This window comes from Superficieibacter sp. BNK-5, from assembly GCF_047456055.1.
Lineage (GTDB): Bacteria > Pseudomonadota > Gammaproteobacteria > Enterobacterales > Enterobacteriaceae > Superficieibacter.
The window spans coordinates 4,618,029-4,637,601 of the sequence record NZ_CP179893.1; the positions used below are offsets into that span (position 1 = coordinate 4,618,029).

Sequence of the window (19,573 nt, forward strand, 5' to 3'; positions counted from 1 at the left end):
ACCCGCCTGGCCGCAACCGCCTATACTTTCTCATAACCTGAACAAAGCTGAGCATAAAATAATGATTGATCTCTACTATGCCCCGACCCCTAATGGTCATAAGATCACGCTCTTTCTTGAAGAGGCTGGGATCGACTACCAGTTGATTCGGGTCAATATCAGTAAAGGCGATCAGTTTCGCCCCGATTTCCTCGCTATTTCGCCAAATAATAAGATCCCTGCAATTGTCGACCATTCCCCTGCCGACGGCGGCGAACCGTTGAGCCTGTTTGAATCCGGGGAAATTCTGTTGTATCTGGCGGAAAAATCGGGTCAGTTCCTCAGCGGCGAGTTGCGCGAACGTCACACCACGCTTCAGTGGCTATTCTGGCAGGTTGGCGGGCTGGGGCCGATGCTTGGACAGAATCATCATTTTAACCATTTTGCGCCACAGCCGGTGCCATACGCCATTGAACGTTATCAGGTTGAAACGCAGCGTCTTTATAACGTGCTCAACAAACGGCTGGGGCATTCGCCGTGGCTTGGCGGTGAAAACTACAGCATCGCCGATATGGCCTGCTGGCCGTGGGTGCACTCCGCTCAGCGCCAGCGAATTGATTTGAATAATTATCCGGCGGTAAACAACTGGTACCAGCGCATTCTTCATCGCCCGGCGACGGAAAAAGCGCTCCAGCTGGCACAGCCCGTGTAGGATCGATAAACTTTATGCGCTGCGCTATGCCGACGCCGTATCAATGACCCTGAGCTGGCAGCGTTAAGCGCCACCGTGGAGGTTGCATGAATATTCTGATTACCGGGGGCACCGGTCTGGTAGGCCGCCACCTTATTCCGCGCTTACTGGAACTAAAGCATAAGGTTACCGTGGTCACGCGAAATCCGGAAAAGGCGCGGCAGAGATTCAGCGATCGGGTAACGTACTGGAAAGGTCTGGCAGGCCAGACGCATCTCAATGAGATCGATGCGGTGATTAACCTGGCGGGAGAACCGATTGCCGATAAACGCTGGACCGAGGCGCAGAAGCAGCGCTTGTGCCATAGCCGCTGGAATATGACTCAGCAGCTGGTTGATTTGATCAACGCCAGCGACACACCGCCAGAGGTGTTTATTTCCGGGTCGGCGATTGGCTACTACGGCGATTTAGGCGAGGTCGTCGTAAATGAAGAAGAACCGCCGCATAACGAATTCACCCATAAATTGTGCGCCCGCTGGGAGCAAATTGCCTGCGGCGCGCAAAGCGATAAAACCCGTATTTGCCTGCTGCGAACCGGCGCGGTGCTGGCTCGCCATGGCGGTATGCTGGCGAAACTGACGCCGATTTTTCGCCTCGGCGTTGGCGGGCCAATTGGTGATGGCCGTCAATATCTGGCGTGGATCCATATTGATGATATGGTCAACGCTATTCTCTGGCTGCTGGATAACGACCTGCGCGGCCCGTTTAATATGGTCTCCCCCTACCCGGTACGCAACGAGCAGTTCGCTCACGCCCTCGGCCATGCGCTACATCGTCCGGCCATCCTGCGTGCGCCTGCCACGGTGGTGAAACTGATGATGGGCGAATCCTCGGTGCTGGTGTTAGGCGGCCAGCGCGCGCTGCCGAAGCGACTTGAGGCCGCCGGTTTTGCCTTCCGCTGGCACGATCTGGAGGAAGCACTACAGGATTTGGTAGGGTAGCCACGTTGATTCAGGGATGATTTTATTTGCAGACCGGTGATATGGTTATTTGCCTGTTTCACCGGACTGATGATATTCATGCTCACGCTGCTGACTCCCCGCTTTACGCTTTCATCCTTTCAGGAATCTGACTGGCCCTTTTTTCGCGCTTTGCGCCAGAATAACGACGTGATGCGCTATATGGCTGGCATTGCGTCAGAAGAAGATACCCGCCGCGTGTTTGAACAACGACTGCTGGAAAAAAATGCCTTTGTCATTCGTCTGCACGGCGATGATACCGCGTTAGGCGATGTTGGCCTGCGTATCAGCAAACAGCATCCTGAAGAGGCGGATGTGGGCTATTCCGTTTTACCGGCGGTGCAGGGGCGCGGAATTGCCAGCGAAGCGCTACAGGCGATATGTGAATACGCGTTTTACCAGGCGAACGTCAACGCACTGAATGCGTGGGTACTGGCGGAGAATACCGGCTCGGTGAGAGTGCTGGAAAAGGCACGCTTTAATCGGGTACAGGTGCTGGAAAAGGCCTTTTTGCTTAACGATGAATATTATGACGACTGGGCGTTTCGTCTGACGAAGGATGATTTTTTGCAGGCAGGCTGATCCTCCGCGGGAGGACCAGCCCACCAACGCTACTTCAGCGATCCCTTCAAAAACTGCTGCAAACGAGGACTCTGCGGGTTGCCAAACAACTGCTCCGGTTCGCCCTGTTCCTCAATTTTGCCCTGATGGAGGAAAATGACGTGGGAGGAGACGTGGCGGGCAAAGCCCATCTCATGCGTCACTACCACCATGGTTTTCCCCTCTTCGGCCAGTTGCTGCATGATACGCAGCACTTCGCCCACCAGCTCCGGGTCAAGCGCGGAGGTCGGCTCATCAAACAGCAATACTTCCGGCTCCATCGCCAGCGCACGGGCGATGGAAACGCGCTGCTGCTGCCCGCCCGACAAATGCACCGGATATTTACCCTGCGCCATTTCATCAATGCCCACTTTTGCCAGGTATTTCATCGCCCGTTCGCGCGAGGCCTGTTTACTCAAACCCAGTACCTGAATCGGCGCTTCCATCACGTTTTCCAGCACCGTCATGTGGCTCCACAAGTTAAAGTGCTGAAACACCATGGTGAGCCGCGTGCGCAGCAGCCGAAGCTGATTTTTATCGGCGACCTTCAGCTGTCCGTCTTTATCACGCACCAGGGTAATATTCTGCCCGCTGACGGTAATGGTGCCTTCACTCGGCTTTTCGAGAAAGTTAATGCAGCGCAAAAAGGTACTTTTGCCCGACCCTGAGGAGCCGATAATCGAAATCACATCTCCGGCATTAGCCGTTAGCGAAACCCCTTTCAGCACCTCATGCTCGCCGTAGCGCTTGTGCAGATCGATAACGTTTAATTTGTTTTCAGACATCGTATTCTCAGTGCGTCGATGAAGGTTTCACGTGCTGTAACCAGCGCTTTTCCGCCTTGCGGAATAAACTAATCAGCACATAAGAAATCATTAAATACAGAACGGCCGCAATACCGAACGCGGTGAACGGTTGATAGGTCGCCGAGTTGATATCGCGGGCAATTTTGAGCAGGTCCGGCACTGTGGCGGTAAATGCCAGCGCGGTCGAATGGAGCATTAAAATCACTTCGTTGCTGTACGCAGGCAGCGCAATGCGCAGCGCTGAAGGCAGAATAATGCTGCGATACATTTTGAAAGTCGAAAAACCATACGCGCGTGCTGCTTCAATTTCACCATGCGGCACCGAGCGAATCGCGCCGGCAAAAATCTCGGTGGTGTAGGCGCAGGTATTGAGCGTCAGCGCCAGCACCGTACAGTTCAAGCCACTGCGAAAAAAAGCATTCAGTAGCTCGGTGCCTTTCACGACTTCCAGCGTATACATGCCGGAATAGAACACCAGAAGCTGAACGTAAAGCGGCGTGCCGCGAAACACATAGGTGAATAGCCAGATAGGATAACGGATAAGTCTATTGCTGGAGACCCGGCCAATAGCGAGGAACACGGCAAGGATACCGCCCATCACTACCGAGGAGATCAGCAGCCACAGCGTCACCGCCACGCCGGTCATCCGATAGCCATCACTCCATAATAATGACTGCCAGTATTCCTGAATAATGTCGATCACAGGTCAGCCCTCTTCACACCCACGGAATAGCGGCGTTCGAGCAGCAGCAGCACACCATTAGAAACCGTTGTAAATAGCAGGTAAATTAGCCCGCAGACGATAGCGAAATAGAACGGCTGCCAGGTACTTTTACCTGCCAGTTGCGTCGCCTTCACCACATCCTCCAGCCCAAGCAACGAGACCAGCGCGGTTGCCTTGAGGATCACCTGCCAGTTATTGCCGATGCCCGGCAGCGCATAACGCATCATCGCCGGAAACAGAATACGGCGAAAAACCTGGCCGCCGGTAAAACCAAACGCCGTCGCCGCTTCAATATGCCCTTTCGGCACCGCCATAAACGCGCCGCGAAAGGTTTCGGTGAAGTAGGCACCATAGATAAAGCCGAGGGTAATAATGCCCGCCACCATCGGATCGATATCAAATTGCGCCAGGCCCAGCGCATCGGTGACGCTATTAAGGGCAATTTGCAGACCGTAAAAGATCAGCAGCATCAGCACGAGATCCGGCACGCCACGAATCAGCGTGGTATAGCCTTCAAAGATCAGCGCCAGCGGGCGACTCCCGGAAAGCTTTGCCCCCGCGCCAATCAGGCCGATCAGCACTGACAGCACCACGGAACTTAAGGCCAGCTCCAGCGTGACTATCGCGCCCTGTAAAATTACCTGTGAAAACCCGTGCAGCATTCCGTCCTTCCTGTCCTGGTGCAGACCCGGCGTTTAGTAGCCGGGTCCGGGCGGAGATTAACCGCCGTAAACGTCAAAATCGAAGTACTTTTTCGCCAGTTTGTCGTATGTTCCGTCAGCGCGCATGTCGGCGAAGGCTTTATTCAGCGCCTCGCGCAGTTCGTTGTCCTCTTTACGCAGGCCCATCCCGGTGCCCACGCCGAACAGTTTTTCATCTTTGATCGACGGGCCGCCGAACGCATAATCCTGGCCGATCGGTTGCTTCAGGAAGCCTTCGCTGGCCGCCACTTCGTCCTGAAACGCCGCATCGATACGTCCGGCGGTCAGGTCAGCGTAGATATTGTCCTGGCCCTGATAGGAGACGATCTCAACGCCTTTCGGTGCCCAGTGGACGTTGCCATAGGTTTCCTGGGTGGTTCCCTGGAGTACGCCCACGCGTTTACCTTTAAGTTTGTCGAGATCAGGCGTGATGTCAGCTCCTTTCTTCACTACCAGACGCGAGTCGGCGGCATACAGTTTGTCGGTGAAGGCGATCTCCTGCTGGCGTTTTTCGGTAATCGACAGCGAGGACATAATGACGTCGATTTTTTTCGCTTTCAGGGAGGGGATCAGCGCATCCAGCGGGCTTTCCATAAAGGTGCACTGCGTTTTGATCCGCGTGCACAGCTCTTTCGCCAGGTCGATATCAAAACCCACTAATTCACCCTGCGAATTTTTTGATTCAAAAGGGGCGTAGGTGGGATCGGTACCGATACGTAATTTTTGCGGAAGGGCCGCGAATGCGCCAGAGACACTGGAAACCGCCAGAACCAGAGAAAGAGACAACACCAGCTTTTTCATTATTATCCTCGACAAACCGTCATTCTAATGGGATTTATGGGCAAAATAAGGTGCAGGTATCGTGCCACTATTCGGGGCGGCAAGGCAAAATATTCTGTACGCTTATCGCGTTTTTTTCGCATTAAAAACGCTTAACTATGCATTTATGCATCGTGGTGGTGCACGCTTTGCACCACCACGATGCATAAATCCCATTAATACTCCGTGCTGGCGAGCCGGCACGGAGTATCGTCGATTTCGTTGTTGCAGGCTTAGTCGCCGTAAACGTTAAAATCGAAATACTTTTTCGCCATTTTGTCGTAGGTGCCGTCTGCACGCAGCTCTTTCAGCGCCTTATCAAACGCGGCTTTCAGCTCGGTATCATCCTTGCGCAGGCCCACGCCCGTCCCGTCGCCAAAGAATTTTTTGTCTTTTACCGAGGCACCGGCAAAAGCAAACTCTTTCCCGGCGGGCTGCTTGAGGAACCCTTCGCTGGCGGCGACTTCATCCTGTAATGCGGCGTCGAGACGGCCTGCGGCGAGGTCAGAATAGATCAGATCCTGGTTAGCGTAGGCAATGACATCCACCCCTTTGCTGCGCCAGTGGTCGTTGCCATAGGCTTCCTGAGTGGACCCCTGAAGCACGCCAACGTGTTTGCCTTTCAGTGATTCCAGCGTCGGCTGGATTGGCGAGCCTTTGGCAGCAATCAGACGAGAGTCGGCAGCGTAGAGCTTGTCAGAGAAGGCAATTTCCTGCTGGCGTTTTTCCGTAATGGAGAGGGAGGAGATAATCGCATCGATTTTTTTCGCTTTCAGCGACGGAATGAGCGCATCAAAATCGCTGCCGACCCAGGTACATTTGACCTGAATGCGTTTGCACATTTCGTTGCCCAGATCGATATCAAAACCGACAAACTGCCCTTTTGCATCTTTCGAGGAAAAAGGCGCATAGGTGGCGTCAGTGCCAATCCGCACCGTTTGCGGTAGCGCGGCATAAACGCTGGCGGCGCTGCTTAAACCGACCAGTAAAGACAGAGCCAGGACCGACTTCTTCATACATTCCCCTCAATGTGGTGATTTTATTATGTGCTGTCGTGTTGTGCTGCGGATAAGCCTTGCAGGTTTTGTGCCATCTCTGCGCCCGGAACGGGGGTACACGGATGTGTTAATAAAACGTTGCAAACTATCGTAAGGTGAAAGATAGCAGGTCCGGCGGGCGAACCGCAGCGGTAAAAGAAGGAAAATGTCGGGGATATGATCGCGGTTACAAAAATGCCCTGAAACAGGGCATGAAGGTGTGACAAATAGTCGATGAGATGCGGCGGGTGCCTGGTTTGGCTTTCTTTCGATGGCGCGTCCTTGCACGTCACTCAGCAACCGATCTTGATAAGTATGCAAATATATTCATCGCTAACCATCATGGATTTTATTTCATTCATATTCTGAATGATTATTATCGCCCACATTAAGGATTAAATTTATTAAATGATGCCGTCATATAAAACTTTAGCGTGCTGTAGGGAATACTCCCGTCCATAATGTAGTACCTGCCATCTGACGATAACTTAGATATCGATTTCTTGCCTGATCTATGAGGAGGCAACATTGCTAATACTGTCAACCAATTGATAAATATAAAAACATCAATCAACTATAAAAGATTATTTTGCTTGATACACTTATCGAACATACCTTCTGTGCCTCTTTGTATCCTCCCAACATCTTTCAGAAAATAGAAACTTCACGGATTAAAACATAAATAAACCAGTTGATTTCCAGAGCACGCTCTCATAAGATATATTTGTAATTAACAAGACACGCCCTCTTTTTATGGGAATATTATGGATGATATAACATGGTATAATTCATGCAATCAATATACTTCACTGAAGACATAGAAATCATTTATCATTCATGGGTGAATGAAAGTCACAACCTCATTCACGGCACTACTAACTAACATAGCTTTTATAAGCTTACATCGTGGCGTTTTTATTTACTGACAACGGTAAATACATTGTTGCAATAAATATAATTATGACTATTAAGCATGGCGTTTATTATATTAATTTATAAATAAAAAGGAGATATCTAAATGGCTCAGAATATTATCAAAATTGAGCGTTTTTTTGACACTGGATTGTCGACAATCAGTAGGTATTATATTGCTGGAACTCGTATAAAGGGATATATACTGGAGTGCCCAGGCCCCGATACGACTATGTCAAATCAACGTAAAAGGATCCCGGTTGGCACTTATAAACTAAAATGGCACCACAGCCCTTCCATGCCAGCACATAACCCTCTAATATTGCTTCATAATATCAATGTCTCAGAGTCAAGGAAAATTCTTATTCATTGTGGGAATACCGTAAATGACACTAAAGGCTGTCTGATTGTAGGCAGTACCTTTAGTCAAGATCGCGTAATGCAAAGTGGAATAGCGTTTACAGCATTACAGACATACATAAGTAGCATAGGTATAGAAAAATTTGAAGTTGTAATTAGCCAAAATTTAGGTGAACGTATTTAATGGCAAGATGAATAAGGGCATCAATATGCTAAAGAAATCTGTATTTCTATTGTTATTTTTATTTATTTCTCAAAATTCTTTTGCCGCCCCAAAAGAGGTTCATAATGGCGTTCTACAAGCGTATTGGGAGCTTGAATGGAACAAAGACTTTACCAAAAGCACACCTAAATTACATTTGCGCTATCTTGTTACAGAAAAATCTAAGTCTGTTAAAGTTATTATGCTTGATATGAAGCAAAGTGACATTAAACATGTAATTAATCTATATTTTAAAAAGATCCCACCTTCATTTTATAAACATAGCGAAGGCCATATAGAAAACAGTGGGAACATTATTATTGATAACGTAGTCGAGACAGGTGATTGTGATGGAACATTCAGTTCTGCTCAGTTACTATCCTACACCCCATTAGCATCGATAACATTAAAAGATATCGATACCATGCAGAGGGCTATATTGTGTGATATATCAAACCCATATACAACAACTTATGAGCCGCGAGAAGATCTGAAGGATATATATTTAAGAAAAAGCCCCTCACTTCAATCAGAAATTGTTGCTCAGGTACATGCGACAAATGCATTAGTTAAAATAAAAACTATAGACGACAAATGGATGCTAGTTGGGGTCTATGATTATAATGCTCCTGATTTCATAGGCACACCTAAAGGATATATCGAGATTAAAAATCTTAATTTAAATAATTAAAAAAAACGAGTAATAAGTATATTATTGTCAAAATATGATGGAGTCGAATGATGCCCTGTAACAGGGCATCATTTTATGCGTTTCACTCAGCGGCAGCACCGCCCGTCCAGCGGGTGAAAAGGTCTTCCGGTAGTTCGATATCGAACTGGTCCAGTACCCGGTTAACGGTTTGGTTGATCAGATCGTCAATGGTCTGCGGCCGGTGGTAAAATGCCGGCACTGGCGGCATGACCACTGCGCCCAGCTCCGCCGCCTGGGTCATCAGACGCAGATGCCCCAGATGCAGCGGTGTTTCCCGCACGCACAGCACCAGCGGCCGACGCTCCTTCAGCACCACGTCCGCCGCGCGGGTCAGCAACCCGTCGGTATAGCTGTTAACAATGCCGGAGAGCGTTTTGATCGAGCACGGGAGGATCGCCATGCCCGCCGTTTTAAACGAACCGGAGGAGATACTGGCGGCGATATCGCGGGCGTCATGAACCACATCCGCCAGCGCCTGAACCTCGCGCAGGGAAAGATTCGTTTCCAGCGCCAGCGTCTGCCGGGCGGCCTGGCTCATCACCAGATGAGTTTCGACCTCGGCGACGTCACGTAAAACCTGTAGCAGCCGCACGCCGTAAATCGCGCCGCTGGCCCCGGAAATCCCTATGATGAGTCTCTTCACATTCGTCGTCCTTTAAGTCGCTTTGGCAAATTTTGCCCGATTAAGACGGCGAACGCAAAGGCGTCAGGCCACCAGAAGAGCTTTCACGAACGACCAGGCGAACTGGCAGAAGCAAATTTCTTTCCCCCTGCTCGTTTAACAACAGACGAAACGCATCGCGTCCGAGTTCGCGTTTATCTACCGCTACCGTGGTCAATGGCGGGTGCGCCCACGCCGCGGTATCAATATCATCAAAACCGACAACAGCGATATCTTCTGGCACCCGAAATCCCTGACGTGTGCAGGCTCGCATCGCGATTAGCGCCGCCACGTCGTTATAGGCAAAGATAGCATCGGGTGGCTGCGGCAGGGCCAGCAGCTTGTTCATGCCATCTGTCAGCGCCTGTTCGATGTCTTTGACGGGCGGCATTTCTGTCCGGTATTCCTGCGGCATCGACAGCCCCGCGTCGAATAGCGCCTGCTGATAGCCTTCAAGACGCTGACGGATACTGTAATGGTGCTGAGAATTGCCGAGAAACGCAATTTTGCGCCGCCCCAGCTCAATTAAGTGGCGCGTGACCACAAATCCGCCGTGATAGTTATCCGGGTTTACGCAGGGAAAATCCGCCGCCCACAAATCTACCAGCGCAATGGGTAATGAAATTTTACGCAGCCCGGCAAGAATTTCCGCCTCGAGATATCCAGCGCAAATTAACGCGTCAGGCTGATGTAACGCGATAAGCTCCGCTATTGAATCATCGGGGCCGATGGGCTGGAAGCTCATCGCGATATCATTTTCCCGGCAGGCGTCCGCCACCCCCAGCATGACGGTGGAGTAAAAAGGCAGCGCGCTGGCAATATTGTGCTGACGGTGGAGAAGGAACAGCAGCCGCTTAATGCGTCCGCTGCGCAAACGGCTGAAGTCATAGCCTTCAGCTTCCGCCATGGACAAGATCCGCTGACGCGTCTCATCGCTCAACCCCGGCTGCCCTTTCAGCGCCCTGGACACCGCGGCGAGAGAAACGCCGCACGCGGAAGCGATATCTTTAATTCTGGTTTTTTTTACCATTCCGTTTGTTCTTCCCCTTCCGGGACAGCGCCTCTTTTCAACCCGCATGACGGGTGATCCGTAAAGCCGCCTGCTATCTGTTATGCAAAAGAAACGCTAAGAGTACCATGCCATAGTATGTGGCATTCAACCGCTTTGCCTTCTTTTATACTAAAAACGTTTCACGCCATCCTTTTGCCATGCGTCATTTCTCGTAAAAAAATTTATGAAAATAACGAAAAACATAGGCACAAAGCAGCTATAAGCAAACATTTGTGATCTATATCGGCATTTAAAAAATTTTTATAGTAAAAATTCAGATCATTTTCACAATGAAAGCAGCCCGATATGTACCGCAAGCCCTTTGCAGATCTATGCTTGGCAACGTTGTTTTTTACTAAAAATAGTCAGAGATATGTCGTAATGACTTTTTATCCCTCACAACGTGTTAACGCATAAAAGGATTGGTTATGACTACTGCTCACGATCTGGATACTGAAATGCAGATAGTTGATGCGGGTGAAACGCTCTCTACCCGCGAAAAGATAGGCTATGGATTAGGGGATGCCGGAGGACACTGCATTTCTGACTTGATTAGCGGTTTTTTGCTTTTCTTCTATACCGACATTTTCGGTCTTAGCCCGGCCATTGTCGGAGCGATGTTTTTGCTATTGCGGATCTTCGACGCCGTCTCCGATCCGGTGATGGGCGTTATTGCAGACCGCACCCGTAGCCGTTGGGGCCGTTTTCGCCCCTGGCAGCTATGGATCGCCGTTCCGCTGGGCATCATTGGCATTCTGACTTTTACCGTACCGGACCTGAGTCCGAACATGAAAATTGCCTGGGCGTTCGGCACCTACTTTTTACTTTCAGTAGGTTACACAGCGATCAACGTTCCCTACTGCGCCTTGATCAATGCGATGACCAACCGCCACGATCAGGTCATGTCCTGTCAGTCGTGGCGTTTTGTGCTTAGCGGAATTGCGGGTTTTCTGGTCTCCGTCGGGCTACCGTGGATGGTGGACGTTTTCGGCAAAGGCGATCTGGCGACGGGCTATCAATACGGCGTCACCGTACTCTGCACGATTGGCGTAGTGATGTTCCTGCTGTGTTTCTTTTGGGTCAAAGAACGGGTGCCGTTATCGTTGGCGGGTACGTTTACCCTGCGTCAGCATCTGCAGGGGCTGCGAAAAAACGATCAGCTTTTAATGATGCTAATAATGTCTTTTTTACTGGTGAATATTCTCTGTATCCGCGGCGGCGGCTACATGTATTTTATTTCTTACTCCCTTCAGGGCAGCGCCGGGTTTATGTCGCTGTTTTTCGCCATCGTGACCTTTGCGGCTATCCTGGGAGCGATCGTGGTAAATCCTCTTTCTCGCCGTATCGACATGGTAAAACTGTATTACTACACCAATCTGACGCTGGTCGCCTTTGGCGTGGCAATGTGGTTTTTACCGACCGGACCGCAATACCAGACGCTGTGGCTGGTCTGCATTTTAATCAACAATATTGTTCTTGGATTTACCCTGCCGCTGCACTTCTCCATTATGGCGTTTGCCGATGACTACGGCGAATGGAAGAACGGCGTGCGCTCTTCCGGCATGAACTTCGCGTTTAACCTTTTTTTTATCAAGCTCTCATGGGCGTCATCCGGCGGCATTATCAGCCTGATTCTGATCCTCGTGGCTTATCGCCCGGGTCTGGAAAATCAGACCGCAGCGTCAATCCAGGGCATTAACACCTTACAAAGTCTGGTCCCGGCAATTTTCCACCTCGTACTGGCGTTATGCCTGCTTAAGTGCCGCCTGAATGGCCCCTTAATGCAACGCATTTCTCACGATCTTCAACAACGACATTCACACATTTCCTGAGGTAAACATGATGCAGTCTGATGTGATCGAAGCCGATCTAAACCGAATCACCATTACCGATCCGTTCCTGGGAGAGTACCAGCGGTTGATTAGAGAAGTTGTTATTCCCTGGCAATGGCAGGCACTTAACGACACGCTTCCTGATACGGAACCGAGCCACGCCCTGACCAATTACCGTATTGCCGCAGGTCTACAGGAGGGTGAGTTTTACGGTATGGTTTTTCAGGATAGCGATGTCACCAAATGGCTGGAGGCGGTCGCCTGGTCGCTAAGCCAGAAGCCCAATGTGACGCTGGAAAAAACCGCCGATGAGGTTATTGAACTGCTGGCACTGGCGCAGTGCGAAGACGGCTACCTTAATACCTGGTACACCGTGAAAGAGCCGGGCATGCGCTGGACAAACCTTGCAGAGTGCCATGAGCTTTACTGCGCCGGGCATTTGTTTGAAGCGGCGGTGGCGTTCTGGCAGGCCACCGGTAAGCGCCGGCTGCTGGATATCGCCTGCCGTTTCGCCGACCATATTGCTGACATTTTTGGTCCGAACGAAGGCCAGCTCCGCGGCTATCCCGGACATCCGGAAATCGAGCTGGCGCTTATGCGCCTCTATGAAGTGACCCGGGAACCGCGTTATCAGGCGCTGGCACGTTTCTTTCTTGAAGAGCGCGGCCAGCAGCCTTACTACTATGATATTGAGTTTGAAAAACGCGGCGGTACCTGGCACTGGGATAACTGGGGCGATGCCTGGATGGTGAAAGATAAAGCCTACACGCATGCACATAAACCGCTGAAGGAACAGGATCAGGCGGTCGGGCATGCCGTCCGCTCGGTTTATCTGATGACCGGACTGGCGCATCTCGCCCGCACCACGCAGGACGAAGAGAAACGCCAGACCTGCCTGCGCATCTGGGATAATCTGGTGCAGCGACGCATGTATATCACTGGCGGCATCGGCTCACAGGCGATTGGTGAAGCATTTACCAGCGATTACGACCTGCCGAATGACACCGCTTACGGTGAAAGTTGTGCTTCCATTGGCCTGATGATGTTCGCTCGCCGGATGCTGGAAATGGAGGGCGATTCACGCTACGCCGATGTCATGGAGCGCGCGTTTTATAACACCGTGCTCGGCGGTATGGCGCTGGATGGCAAACATTTTTTCTACGTTAACCCGCTTGAGACTTATCCGAAGAGCATTCCGCACAACCATATCTATGATCACATTAAACCGGTGCGTCAGCGCTGGTTCGGCTGCGCCTGCTGTCCGCCCAATATCGCCCGCACGCTGGTCGCTATTGGTCACTATATTTTTACGCCGCGCCCGGACGCGCTGTTTATCAACATCTACGCGGGCAGCCAGGCGCAATTTGCTGTTAATGGCGGAGACCTGCGGCTGACGATCGCCGGAAATTACCCCTGGAATGAACGCGTCGAAATCACCTTCGATAATCCGCAGCCGGTCGAGCATACTCTGGCGCTGCGTCTGCCGGAGTGGTGCGACGATCCGCAGTTCCTGGTTAACGGCGAAGCAGCTCATGGCGAAAGAATTAAAGGATATCTGCATCTTCATCGTCGGTGGCATCAGGGTGATACCCTTACCCTGCTGTTGCCGATGCGCGTTAAGCGGGTTTACGCTAACCCTCTGGTGCGCCATGCGGCGGGTAAAGTGGCCATCCAGCGCGGGCCGCTGGTGTATTGCCAGGAAGAGGCGGATAACGGCGCAGAATTGCATAATCTTTCATTGCCTGCACAAAGCGGATTTCGGGAAATTGCCGGCACTGGCGTACTGAAAGGAAAAATACTGTTGCAGGCCGATGGAGTCCGCGTGACGACACCGTCTGAAGATCAGCCGCTTTACAGCTTCGATCGACAACAAACGCCCGTGAAGAATCAGACGTTAACCTTTATTCCGTGGTTTAGCTGGGCCAATCGAGGCGAAGGCGAAATGCGGATCTGGGTGGACGAAGCCTGAAGCAGCAGAAACAACGCCTGGCGTGCGTTGATGAAAAACCTGTTTTACAAGTGTATGCGCCGTTTTGCCGGGTGACGGCTTCGCCTTACCCGGCCTACGAAAGGCATCAACATCAACAGGTTAGTCGCAACCTGTAGGCCTGTGCAAGCGAAGCGCCGCCAGGCATAATTGCACGGTATAACGTTTGTCAGCAGTCTGAACGCCTGGCATTGCCAGGCGTTGTAAAGGATTTACCCTTCGTTATGCATTTCCAGATTTTCCACTTCGTTCTGACGCTGGACCGCTTTGGAATCGTCATTACGCAGGGAGTCCAGATAATCGAGATATTGCTGGTCGACATCTTTGGTCACATAAATGCCGTTAAAGACCGAGCATTCGAACTGCTGGATTTCCGGGTTTTCCGCGCGTACTGCGTCGATCAGATCGTCGAGATCCTGGAAAATCAGCCCGTCCGCGCCGATGATCTGACGGATTTCATCCACTTCACGACCATGCGCGATCAGTTCGTTGGCGCTTGGCATATCGATGCCGTAGACGTTCGGGAAACGGATTTCCGGCGCGGCGGAGGCAAGATACACTTTCTTCGCACCGGCTTCGCGTGCCATTTCGATGATCTGCTCAGAGGTGGTACCGCGCACGATGGAATCGTCCACCAGCAGCACGTTTTTATCGCGGAACTCGGCGCGGTTGGCGTTCAGCTTGCGGCGCACTGATTTACGGCGCAACTGCTGACCCGGCATGATAAAGGTACGGCCAACATAGCGGTTTTTCACGAAGCCCTGACGATACGGTTTGTCCAGGATACGGGCGATCTCCAGCGCGATATCGCAGGAGGTTTCCGGGATCGGGATCACCACATCGATATCCAGATCTTCCCACTCGCGGGCAATTTTTTCGCCGAGCTTTGTGCCCATATTGACGCGGGCGCTGTAGACGGAAATTTTGTCGATGAAGGAATCCGGACGCGCGAAGTAGACGTATTCAAACAGGCACGGATTGCTCACCGGATGGTCGGCGCACTGGCGGGTAAAGAGCTGCCCTTTTTCGGTGATATAGACCGCTTCGCCCGGCGCGACGTCGCGCAGGAATTCAAAGCCGAGGGTATCCAGCGCCACGCTTTCAGAGGCAACCATGTATTCGGTGCGGCCATCGCCAATTTCACGCTTGCCCAACACCAGCGGACGAATGCCGTTTGGATCGCGGAAGGCAACCATACCGTGACCGATGATCATTGCCACACAGGCGTAAGCACCGCGAATCAGGCGGTTGGTGGCGGCAATAGCAGCAAAAATGTTGTCTGCTTCCAGCGGATAGTGGCGGAAGTTATCCAGCTCACTGGCAAATACGTTGAGCAGAACTTCAGAGTCAGAGGTGGTGTTAATGTGACGACGCTTCTCTTCGAACAGCTTTTTACGCAGTTCGTGCGCGTTGGTCAGATTGCCGTTGTGAGCAAGCGTAATACCATAGGGAGAGTTAACGTAGAAAGGCTGCGCTTCAGAGGCGCTGGAGCTGCCAGCAGTCGGGTAGCGAACGTGGCCGATACCCATATTGCCCTGCATACGCTGCATGTGACGTGCTTCGAACACATCGCTCACCAGACCATTAGCTTTACGCAAACGAAAGCCGTTATTCGCATCAATGGTGATGATGCCTGCGGCATCCTGCCCACGGTGCTGAAGCACCGTTAACGCGTCATAAATAGACTGGTTGACCGGCATAACACCGGCGATACCGACAATACCGCACATACGTCTTTTCCTCGTTAAGCTACAACCCAAAGCTTATACTTTGGGCAAGAAACTTGACGAGCTTTGGAGGTATTCGAAAAACCATCTGATGACAGGGGAAAAATAAGGAATAAACTGCGAGTGCTGCCAGTCATCGCTCTTCGCCATCCCGGTGAACGTGTCGAGAAAGAACAAAATAGCGGCGATAATCAATACTCCACGCAACGCGCCGAAGCAGATCCCCAATACCCTGTCTGTACCCGATAGCCCGGTCTTCTCCACCAGTTGACCTATCACGTAGTTCACGATGGCACCTACGATGAGCGTCGCAATAAACAGCGCCGCAATAGCAATCCCATTTCGAACCCGTTCATCTTCAAAGCCCGTAAACCAGACAGACAGTTCCGTGTAGTAATGGCTGGCAACATAAAAGGCGCAGCCCCATGTCACCAGCGATAATGCTTCACGAACAAAGCCGCGGATAAGGCTCACTAAGCAAGAAAAGCCCAGTACCGCGATAATGGCGTAATCAATCCAGACCATATATGTCCCAAGATGTTACGCCCTGTCATCCAGTTGGGGCGCATTCTAACAGAAAAAGAAAACGTTTGCGTAGGGATTTCCCGTCCCTGGTCAAATAAAAATGGCGCTGAAAAAATAATCAACGCCATCGCCATTTTGGGGTACGAGGGGCAAAGCCCTCCGCCCTAGTTCACGCTGTAGTTCATCACTACGCCGTTCAAACCCGATAACTGATTCAGCTCACCCAGCGAGCCTTTAAGCTTATCTTTCGACGCGTCAGGCCCCACCAGGATGCGGGTGATTTTACCCTGTACCGGCGTCGAAGGCGATGTATAAACCCGATACCCCGCGCCGCGAAGTTTGCTGACGATCTCGCTGACTTTGTCCGCGTTCTTCAATGCGCCCAGTTGCACCACATACGCTTTTCCGGTTGGCGCAGGTTTATCCTCTGCGACCGGCTTCGCAGGCGGCGTTTCGCTGGCCGCGGCCAGTTGTTCGCTGGTTTTGTCACGCGACGGTTTTGGCTGTGGTTTGTCAGCCGGTTTCGGTTTTGGCGGATCGGGCTGGACCGGGATCTGGTCTATATCTGCACCGTTGTTCGCCGCCAGACGCGACGGGTCCAGCGTCGGCGCCGCAGCATCGCCCGCCCTCACCTCTTCTGCCGCGCCTTCTGGCGGCTGAGCAGGTAGCGCCTGCGTTGCGGCAGGCAGCATATCAGGTTCGTCGCGATCGCCCGCTTTCGGCACCAGCGGGATTGCGGCAAACTCATCCTGATAATGTTTTTTCTGGCCGTCGAGCAGGCCGGGCAGGACGATAACGCCCAGCGCGACCAGCACAATAGTGCCCACTAAACGGTTCTGAAACTTACTTGCCACCGGATCTCCCCGCCTCTATTTCTTCCATTACATGCGCTACCGTGTGGAACGATCCACACACCAGCACGGTGTCTTCTGGCTGTGCATTCGCCATCGCGGCATGCCACGCCTTCCCTACTGTGGCATAGATCTCACCGTCGGGTAAATGCGACAGTAACTGCTCTGCCGATGCGCCGCGCGGCCCCTCTAACGGCGCACAATACCAGCCGTCTACAATGTCCGTCAGGCAGGCCAGCGTCCCGGCGATATCTTTATCATGCAGCATACCAATGACCGCCAGCACGCGCCCGGTTTTTGCTTGTGTTTTGAGACGCCCGGCTAAATATGCCGCCGCATGCGGATTGTGCGCCACGTCAAGGATCACTCGCGGCGCGTCGCTGATGATCTGAAAACGGCCCGGCAGGATCGCGCTGGCAATGCCGTCACGGATCGCCTGCTCGCTGACCTTAAGGCGACTGGCGCGCAGCGCTGCCAGCGCGGTGGCCGCATTCGGCTGCGGCACCTGCGGCAGAGGCAGCGCGTTGAGTTCGCCCTGTGCATCGACAAAGCGCCAGTCGTGTTCGTTGACATTATAATGCCAGTCAACGCCGCAACGCCGCAGGCTCGCGCCTTTTTCTTGCGCGACAGCGGCAATCGACTGGGGCATATCCGGCTCACCAACGATAGCAGGTTTACCGGCGCGGAAAATGCCAGCCTTTTCCCGCCCGATGCTTTCACGGTCCGGGCCAAGCCAGTCGGTATGATCGAGCGCGATGCTGGTCACCACCGACACATCCGCGTCCACCATATTGGTCGCGTCAAGCCGTCCGCCCAGTCCCACTTCGAGGATCACCACGTCGAGCTGCGCCTGTTTAAACAGCCACAGCGCCGACAGCGTGCCATATTCAAAATAGGTGAGTGAGGTTTCACCACGCGCCGCTTCAATCGCCGCAAAAGAGGCCGTATGCGCCGCTTCCGGCAATTCAGCGCCCTGTACGCGCACGCGCTCGGTATAGCGCACCAGATGCGGCGAGCTGTAGACACCGGTTTTATAGCCCGCTGCCGTCAGGATCGATTCCAGCGTGCGGCAGGTAGTGCCTTTACCATTGGTGCCTGCCACGGTGAAGACGAAGGGAGCAGGACGTAGCACATTCAGGCGAGCGGCAACCTCGCCGACGCGCGTCAGCCCTAAATCGATCGTCTTCGCGTGCAGATTTTCCAGATAAGAAAGCCACGTCGTCAGGGGCGACGTGGCGTCAGGGATGAGTTCTTTTTCCATGATGTCCGCAACGTTTAACGGGAAAGGAAAGCAAAAGGGCAGCGCCGTCTGGCCCTGCCCTTGTGCATTATCAGGCCTCGATTTCCTGATCCGGTACCGGCGGTACCACCACCTCTTCACGTGGTGCGTCCGGATCCGGTGCCGGAAGATTCATCAGCTTCGCCAGGATGCTGGCCAGCTTCAGGCGCATCTCCGGACGGCGGACGATCATATCAATCGCGCCTTTTTCGATCAGGAATTCACTGCGCTGGAAGCCCGGCGGCAGTTTTTCACGCACGGTCTGCTCAATAACACGAGGACCGGCAAAACCGATCAGCGCTTTTGGCTCAGCGATGTTCAGGTCGCCCAGCATGGCGAAGCTGGCGGAAACGCCCCCCATTGTCGGGTCGGTCAGCACCGAAATATACGGCAGACCGCGCTCCTGCATTTTTGCCAGCGCCGCAGAGGTTTTCGCCATCTGCATCAATGACATCAGCGCTTCCTGCATACGCGCGCCGCCTGAGGCGGAGAAGCAGATCAGCGGACAGTTATCTTCCAGCGCCTGTTCAACCGCACGGACGAAACGTGCACCGACGACGGAACCCATTGACCCACCCATGAAGGTGAATTCGAAAGCCACTGCAACGACCGGCATGTCATAGAGCGTGCCTTTCATCACCACCAGCGCGTCTTTCTCGCCCGTCTCTTTCTGCGCACTTGCCAGACGATCTTTGTACTTTTTGGAATCTCTGAACTTCAGTACGTCTTTAGGCTCAAGCTCGCTTCCCAGCTCGACCAGCGATCCTTCATCCAGCAGGCTATGCAGGCGATTACGCGCCGACATACGCATATGATGGTCACACTTGGGACATACTTCAAGATTGCGCTCCAGCTCGGCCCGATAAAGAACCTGACCACAGCTATCGCACTTCGTCCACACCCCTTCAGGGATACTGGCCTTGCGGGTGGGAGTGATGTTGCTTTTAATTCGTTCAATCCAGCTCATTGATAACCTTTCTGCCTGAACCTGGTCGATGCCAGTTTTGTCAGCCGGGATGGATTTTCACTCCCGCCTGACCATGAATGTTGCACATTAAAACATAACGGTTCGCAAGTTGGGATAAAAAAGTGGTCGAA

The 19,573-nt window shown here is 52.4% G+C and carries 19 protein-coding genes; 7 read left to right on the forward strand and 12 right to left on the reverse strand.

The window, feature by feature from the left end:
* Positions 1-61 precede the first annotated feature (61 nt).
* From yfcG to ACMGGS_RS22075, 3 genes are all read left to right on the forward strand, one after another.
* A complete protein-coding gene (gene yfcG / locus ACMGGS_RS22065; protein ID WP_414164385.1) occupies positions 62-691 on the forward strand; it encodes a GSH-dependent disulfide bond oxidoreductase in 630 nt (209 codons plus the stop codon).
* Positions 692-777: 86 nt separating this feature from the next.
* Positions 778-1,671 carry a TIGR01777 family oxidoreductase gene (locus ACMGGS_RS22070; protein WP_414164386.1) on the forward strand — a complete coding sequence of 298 codons (894 nt, stop codon included), beginning with the start codon at positions 778-780 and terminating at the stop codon, positions 1,669-1,671.
* 78 nt (positions 1,672-1,749) lie between these two features.
* Positions 1,750-2,271 (forward strand): GNAT family N-acetyltransferase, encoded by a 522-nt coding sequence (locus ACMGGS_RS22075; protein ID WP_414164387.1) that lies wholly within the window; start codon positions 1,750-1,752, stop codon positions 2,269-2,271.
* Between the two features lie 29 nt (positions 2,272-2,300).
* Here the strand turns inward: ACMGGS_RS22075 and hisP are convergent, their stop codons facing one another.
* The 5 genes from hisP to argT all read right to left on the reverse strand — a co-directional run bounded on the left by hisP (position 2,301) and on the right by argT (position 6,355).
* Positions 2,301-3,074 (reverse strand): histidine ABC transporter ATP-binding protein HisP, encoded by a 774-nt coding sequence (gene hisP, locus ACMGGS_RS22080; RefSeq protein ID WP_414164388.1) that lies wholly within the window; start codon positions 3,072-3,074, stop codon positions 2,301-2,303.
* 7 nt (positions 3,075-3,081) lie between these two features.
* Positions 3,082-3,798: an ABC transporter permease gene (locus ACMGGS_RS22085; RefSeq protein ID WP_194206292.1), complete on the reverse strand. Its 717-nt coding sequence runs from the start codon at positions 3,796-3,798 to the stop codon at positions 3,082-3,084.
* On the reverse strand, positions 3,795-4,481 hold the full coding sequence (locus ACMGGS_RS22090) for a histidine ABC transporter permease HisQ (RefSeq protein WP_414164389.1): 687 nt from the start codon (positions 4,479-4,481) through the stop codon (positions 3,795-3,797). Before ACMGGS_RS22090 ends, ACMGGS_RS22085 begins: the two co-directional genes overlap by 4 nt.
* Before the next feature lie 57 nt (positions 4,482-4,538).
* A complete protein-coding gene (gene hisJ, locus ACMGGS_RS22095) occupies positions 4,539-5,321 on the reverse strand; it encodes a histidine ABC transporter substrate-binding protein HisJ (protein WP_176920319.1) in 783 nt (260 codons plus the stop codon).
* A 251-nt stretch (positions 5,322-5,572) separates the two neighbouring features.
* Positions 5,573-6,355 (reverse strand): lysine/arginine/ornithine ABC transporter substrate-binding protein ArgT, encoded by a 783-nt coding sequence (gene argT, locus ACMGGS_RS22100; protein ID WP_414164390.1) that lies wholly within the window; start codon positions 6,353-6,355, stop codon positions 5,573-5,575.
* A gap of 1,039 nt (positions 6,356-7,394) precedes the next feature.
* On the opposite strand from argT, the gene ACMGGS_RS22105 reads away from it, so the two are divergent.
* Both ACMGGS_RS22105 and ACMGGS_RS22110 read left to right on the forward strand, forming a co-directional pair.
* Entirely contained in the window at positions 7,395-7,832 is a 438-nt protein-coding gene (locus ACMGGS_RS22105) for a DUF5675 family protein (protein WP_414164391.1), read from the forward strand.
* A 25-nt stretch (positions 7,833-7,857) separates the two neighbouring features.
* A complete protein-coding gene (locus ACMGGS_RS22110) occupies positions 7,858-8,541 on the forward strand; it encodes a hypothetical protein (protein WP_414164392.1) in 684 nt (227 codons plus the stop codon).
* Positions 8,542-8,623: 82 nt separating this feature from the next.
* On the opposite strand, the gene ACMGGS_RS22115 is transcribed toward ACMGGS_RS22110, so the two are convergent.
* Positions 8,624-9,205, reverse strand: coding sequence for a UbiX family flavin prenyltransferase (locus ACMGGS_RS22115; protein ID WP_414164393.1), 582 nt, complete (start codon positions 9,203-9,205; stop codon positions 8,624-8,626).
* Positions 9,206-9,245: 40 nt separating this feature from the next.
* Positions 9,246-10,253: a LacI family DNA-binding transcriptional regulator gene (locus tag ACMGGS_RS22120; protein WP_414164394.1), complete on the reverse strand. Its 1,008-nt coding sequence runs from the start codon at positions 10,251-10,253 to the stop codon at positions 9,246-9,248.
* Positions 10,254-10,702: 449 nt separating this feature from the next.
* Between ACMGGS_RS22120 and ACMGGS_RS22125 the strand changes: the two genes are divergently transcribed.
* Together ACMGGS_RS22125 and ACMGGS_RS22130 are read left to right on the forward strand one after the other, a co-directional pair.
* A complete protein-coding gene (locus ACMGGS_RS22125; RefSeq protein WP_414164395.1) occupies positions 10,703-12,106 on the forward strand; it encodes an MFS transporter in 1,404 nt (467 codons plus the stop codon).
* A gap of 7 nt (positions 12,107-12,113) precedes the next feature.
* Positions 12,114-14,075 (forward strand): glycoside hydrolase family 127 protein, encoded by a 1,962-nt coding sequence (locus ACMGGS_RS22130; RefSeq protein WP_414164396.1) that lies wholly within the window; start codon positions 12,114-12,116, stop codon positions 14,073-14,075.
* Positions 14,076-14,305: 230 nt separating this feature from the next.
* Here ACMGGS_RS22130 and purF read toward each other — a convergent pair whose 3' ends face one another.
* The 5 genes from purF to accD all read right to left on the reverse strand — a co-directional run bounded on the left by purF (position 14,306) and on the right by accD (position 19,442).
* Entirely contained in the window at positions 14,306-15,823 is a 1,518-nt protein-coding gene (purF, locus tag ACMGGS_RS22135; RefSeq protein WP_176920316.1) for an amidophosphoribosyltransferase, read from the reverse strand.
* Positions 15,824-15,856: 33 nt separating this feature from the next.
* Positions 15,857-16,345 carry a colicin V production protein gene (gene cvpA / locus ACMGGS_RS22140; protein WP_176920315.1) on the reverse strand — a complete coding sequence of 163 codons (489 nt, stop codon included), beginning with the start codon at positions 16,343-16,345 and terminating at the stop codon, positions 15,857-15,859.
* Between the two features lie 164 nt (positions 16,346-16,509).
* Positions 16,510-17,199, reverse strand: coding sequence for a cell division protein DedD (gene dedD, locus ACMGGS_RS22145; RefSeq protein ID WP_414164397.1), 690 nt, complete (start codon positions 17,197-17,199; stop codon positions 16,510-16,512).
* Entirely contained in the window at positions 17,189-18,457 is a 1,269-nt protein-coding gene (gene folC, locus ACMGGS_RS22150; RefSeq protein ID WP_414164398.1) for a bifunctional tetrahydrofolate synthase/dihydrofolate synthase, read from the reverse strand. Before folC ends, dedD begins: the two co-directional genes overlap by 11 nt.
* Positions 18,458-18,527: 70 nt before the next feature.
* Positions 18,528-19,442 carry an acetyl-CoA carboxylase, carboxyltransferase subunit beta gene (accD, locus tag ACMGGS_RS22155; RefSeq protein ID WP_414164399.1) on the reverse strand — a complete coding sequence of 305 codons (915 nt, stop codon included), beginning with the start codon at positions 19,440-19,442 and terminating at the stop codon, positions 18,528-18,530.
* Between the last annotated feature and the right edge of the window lie 131 nt (positions 19,443-19,573).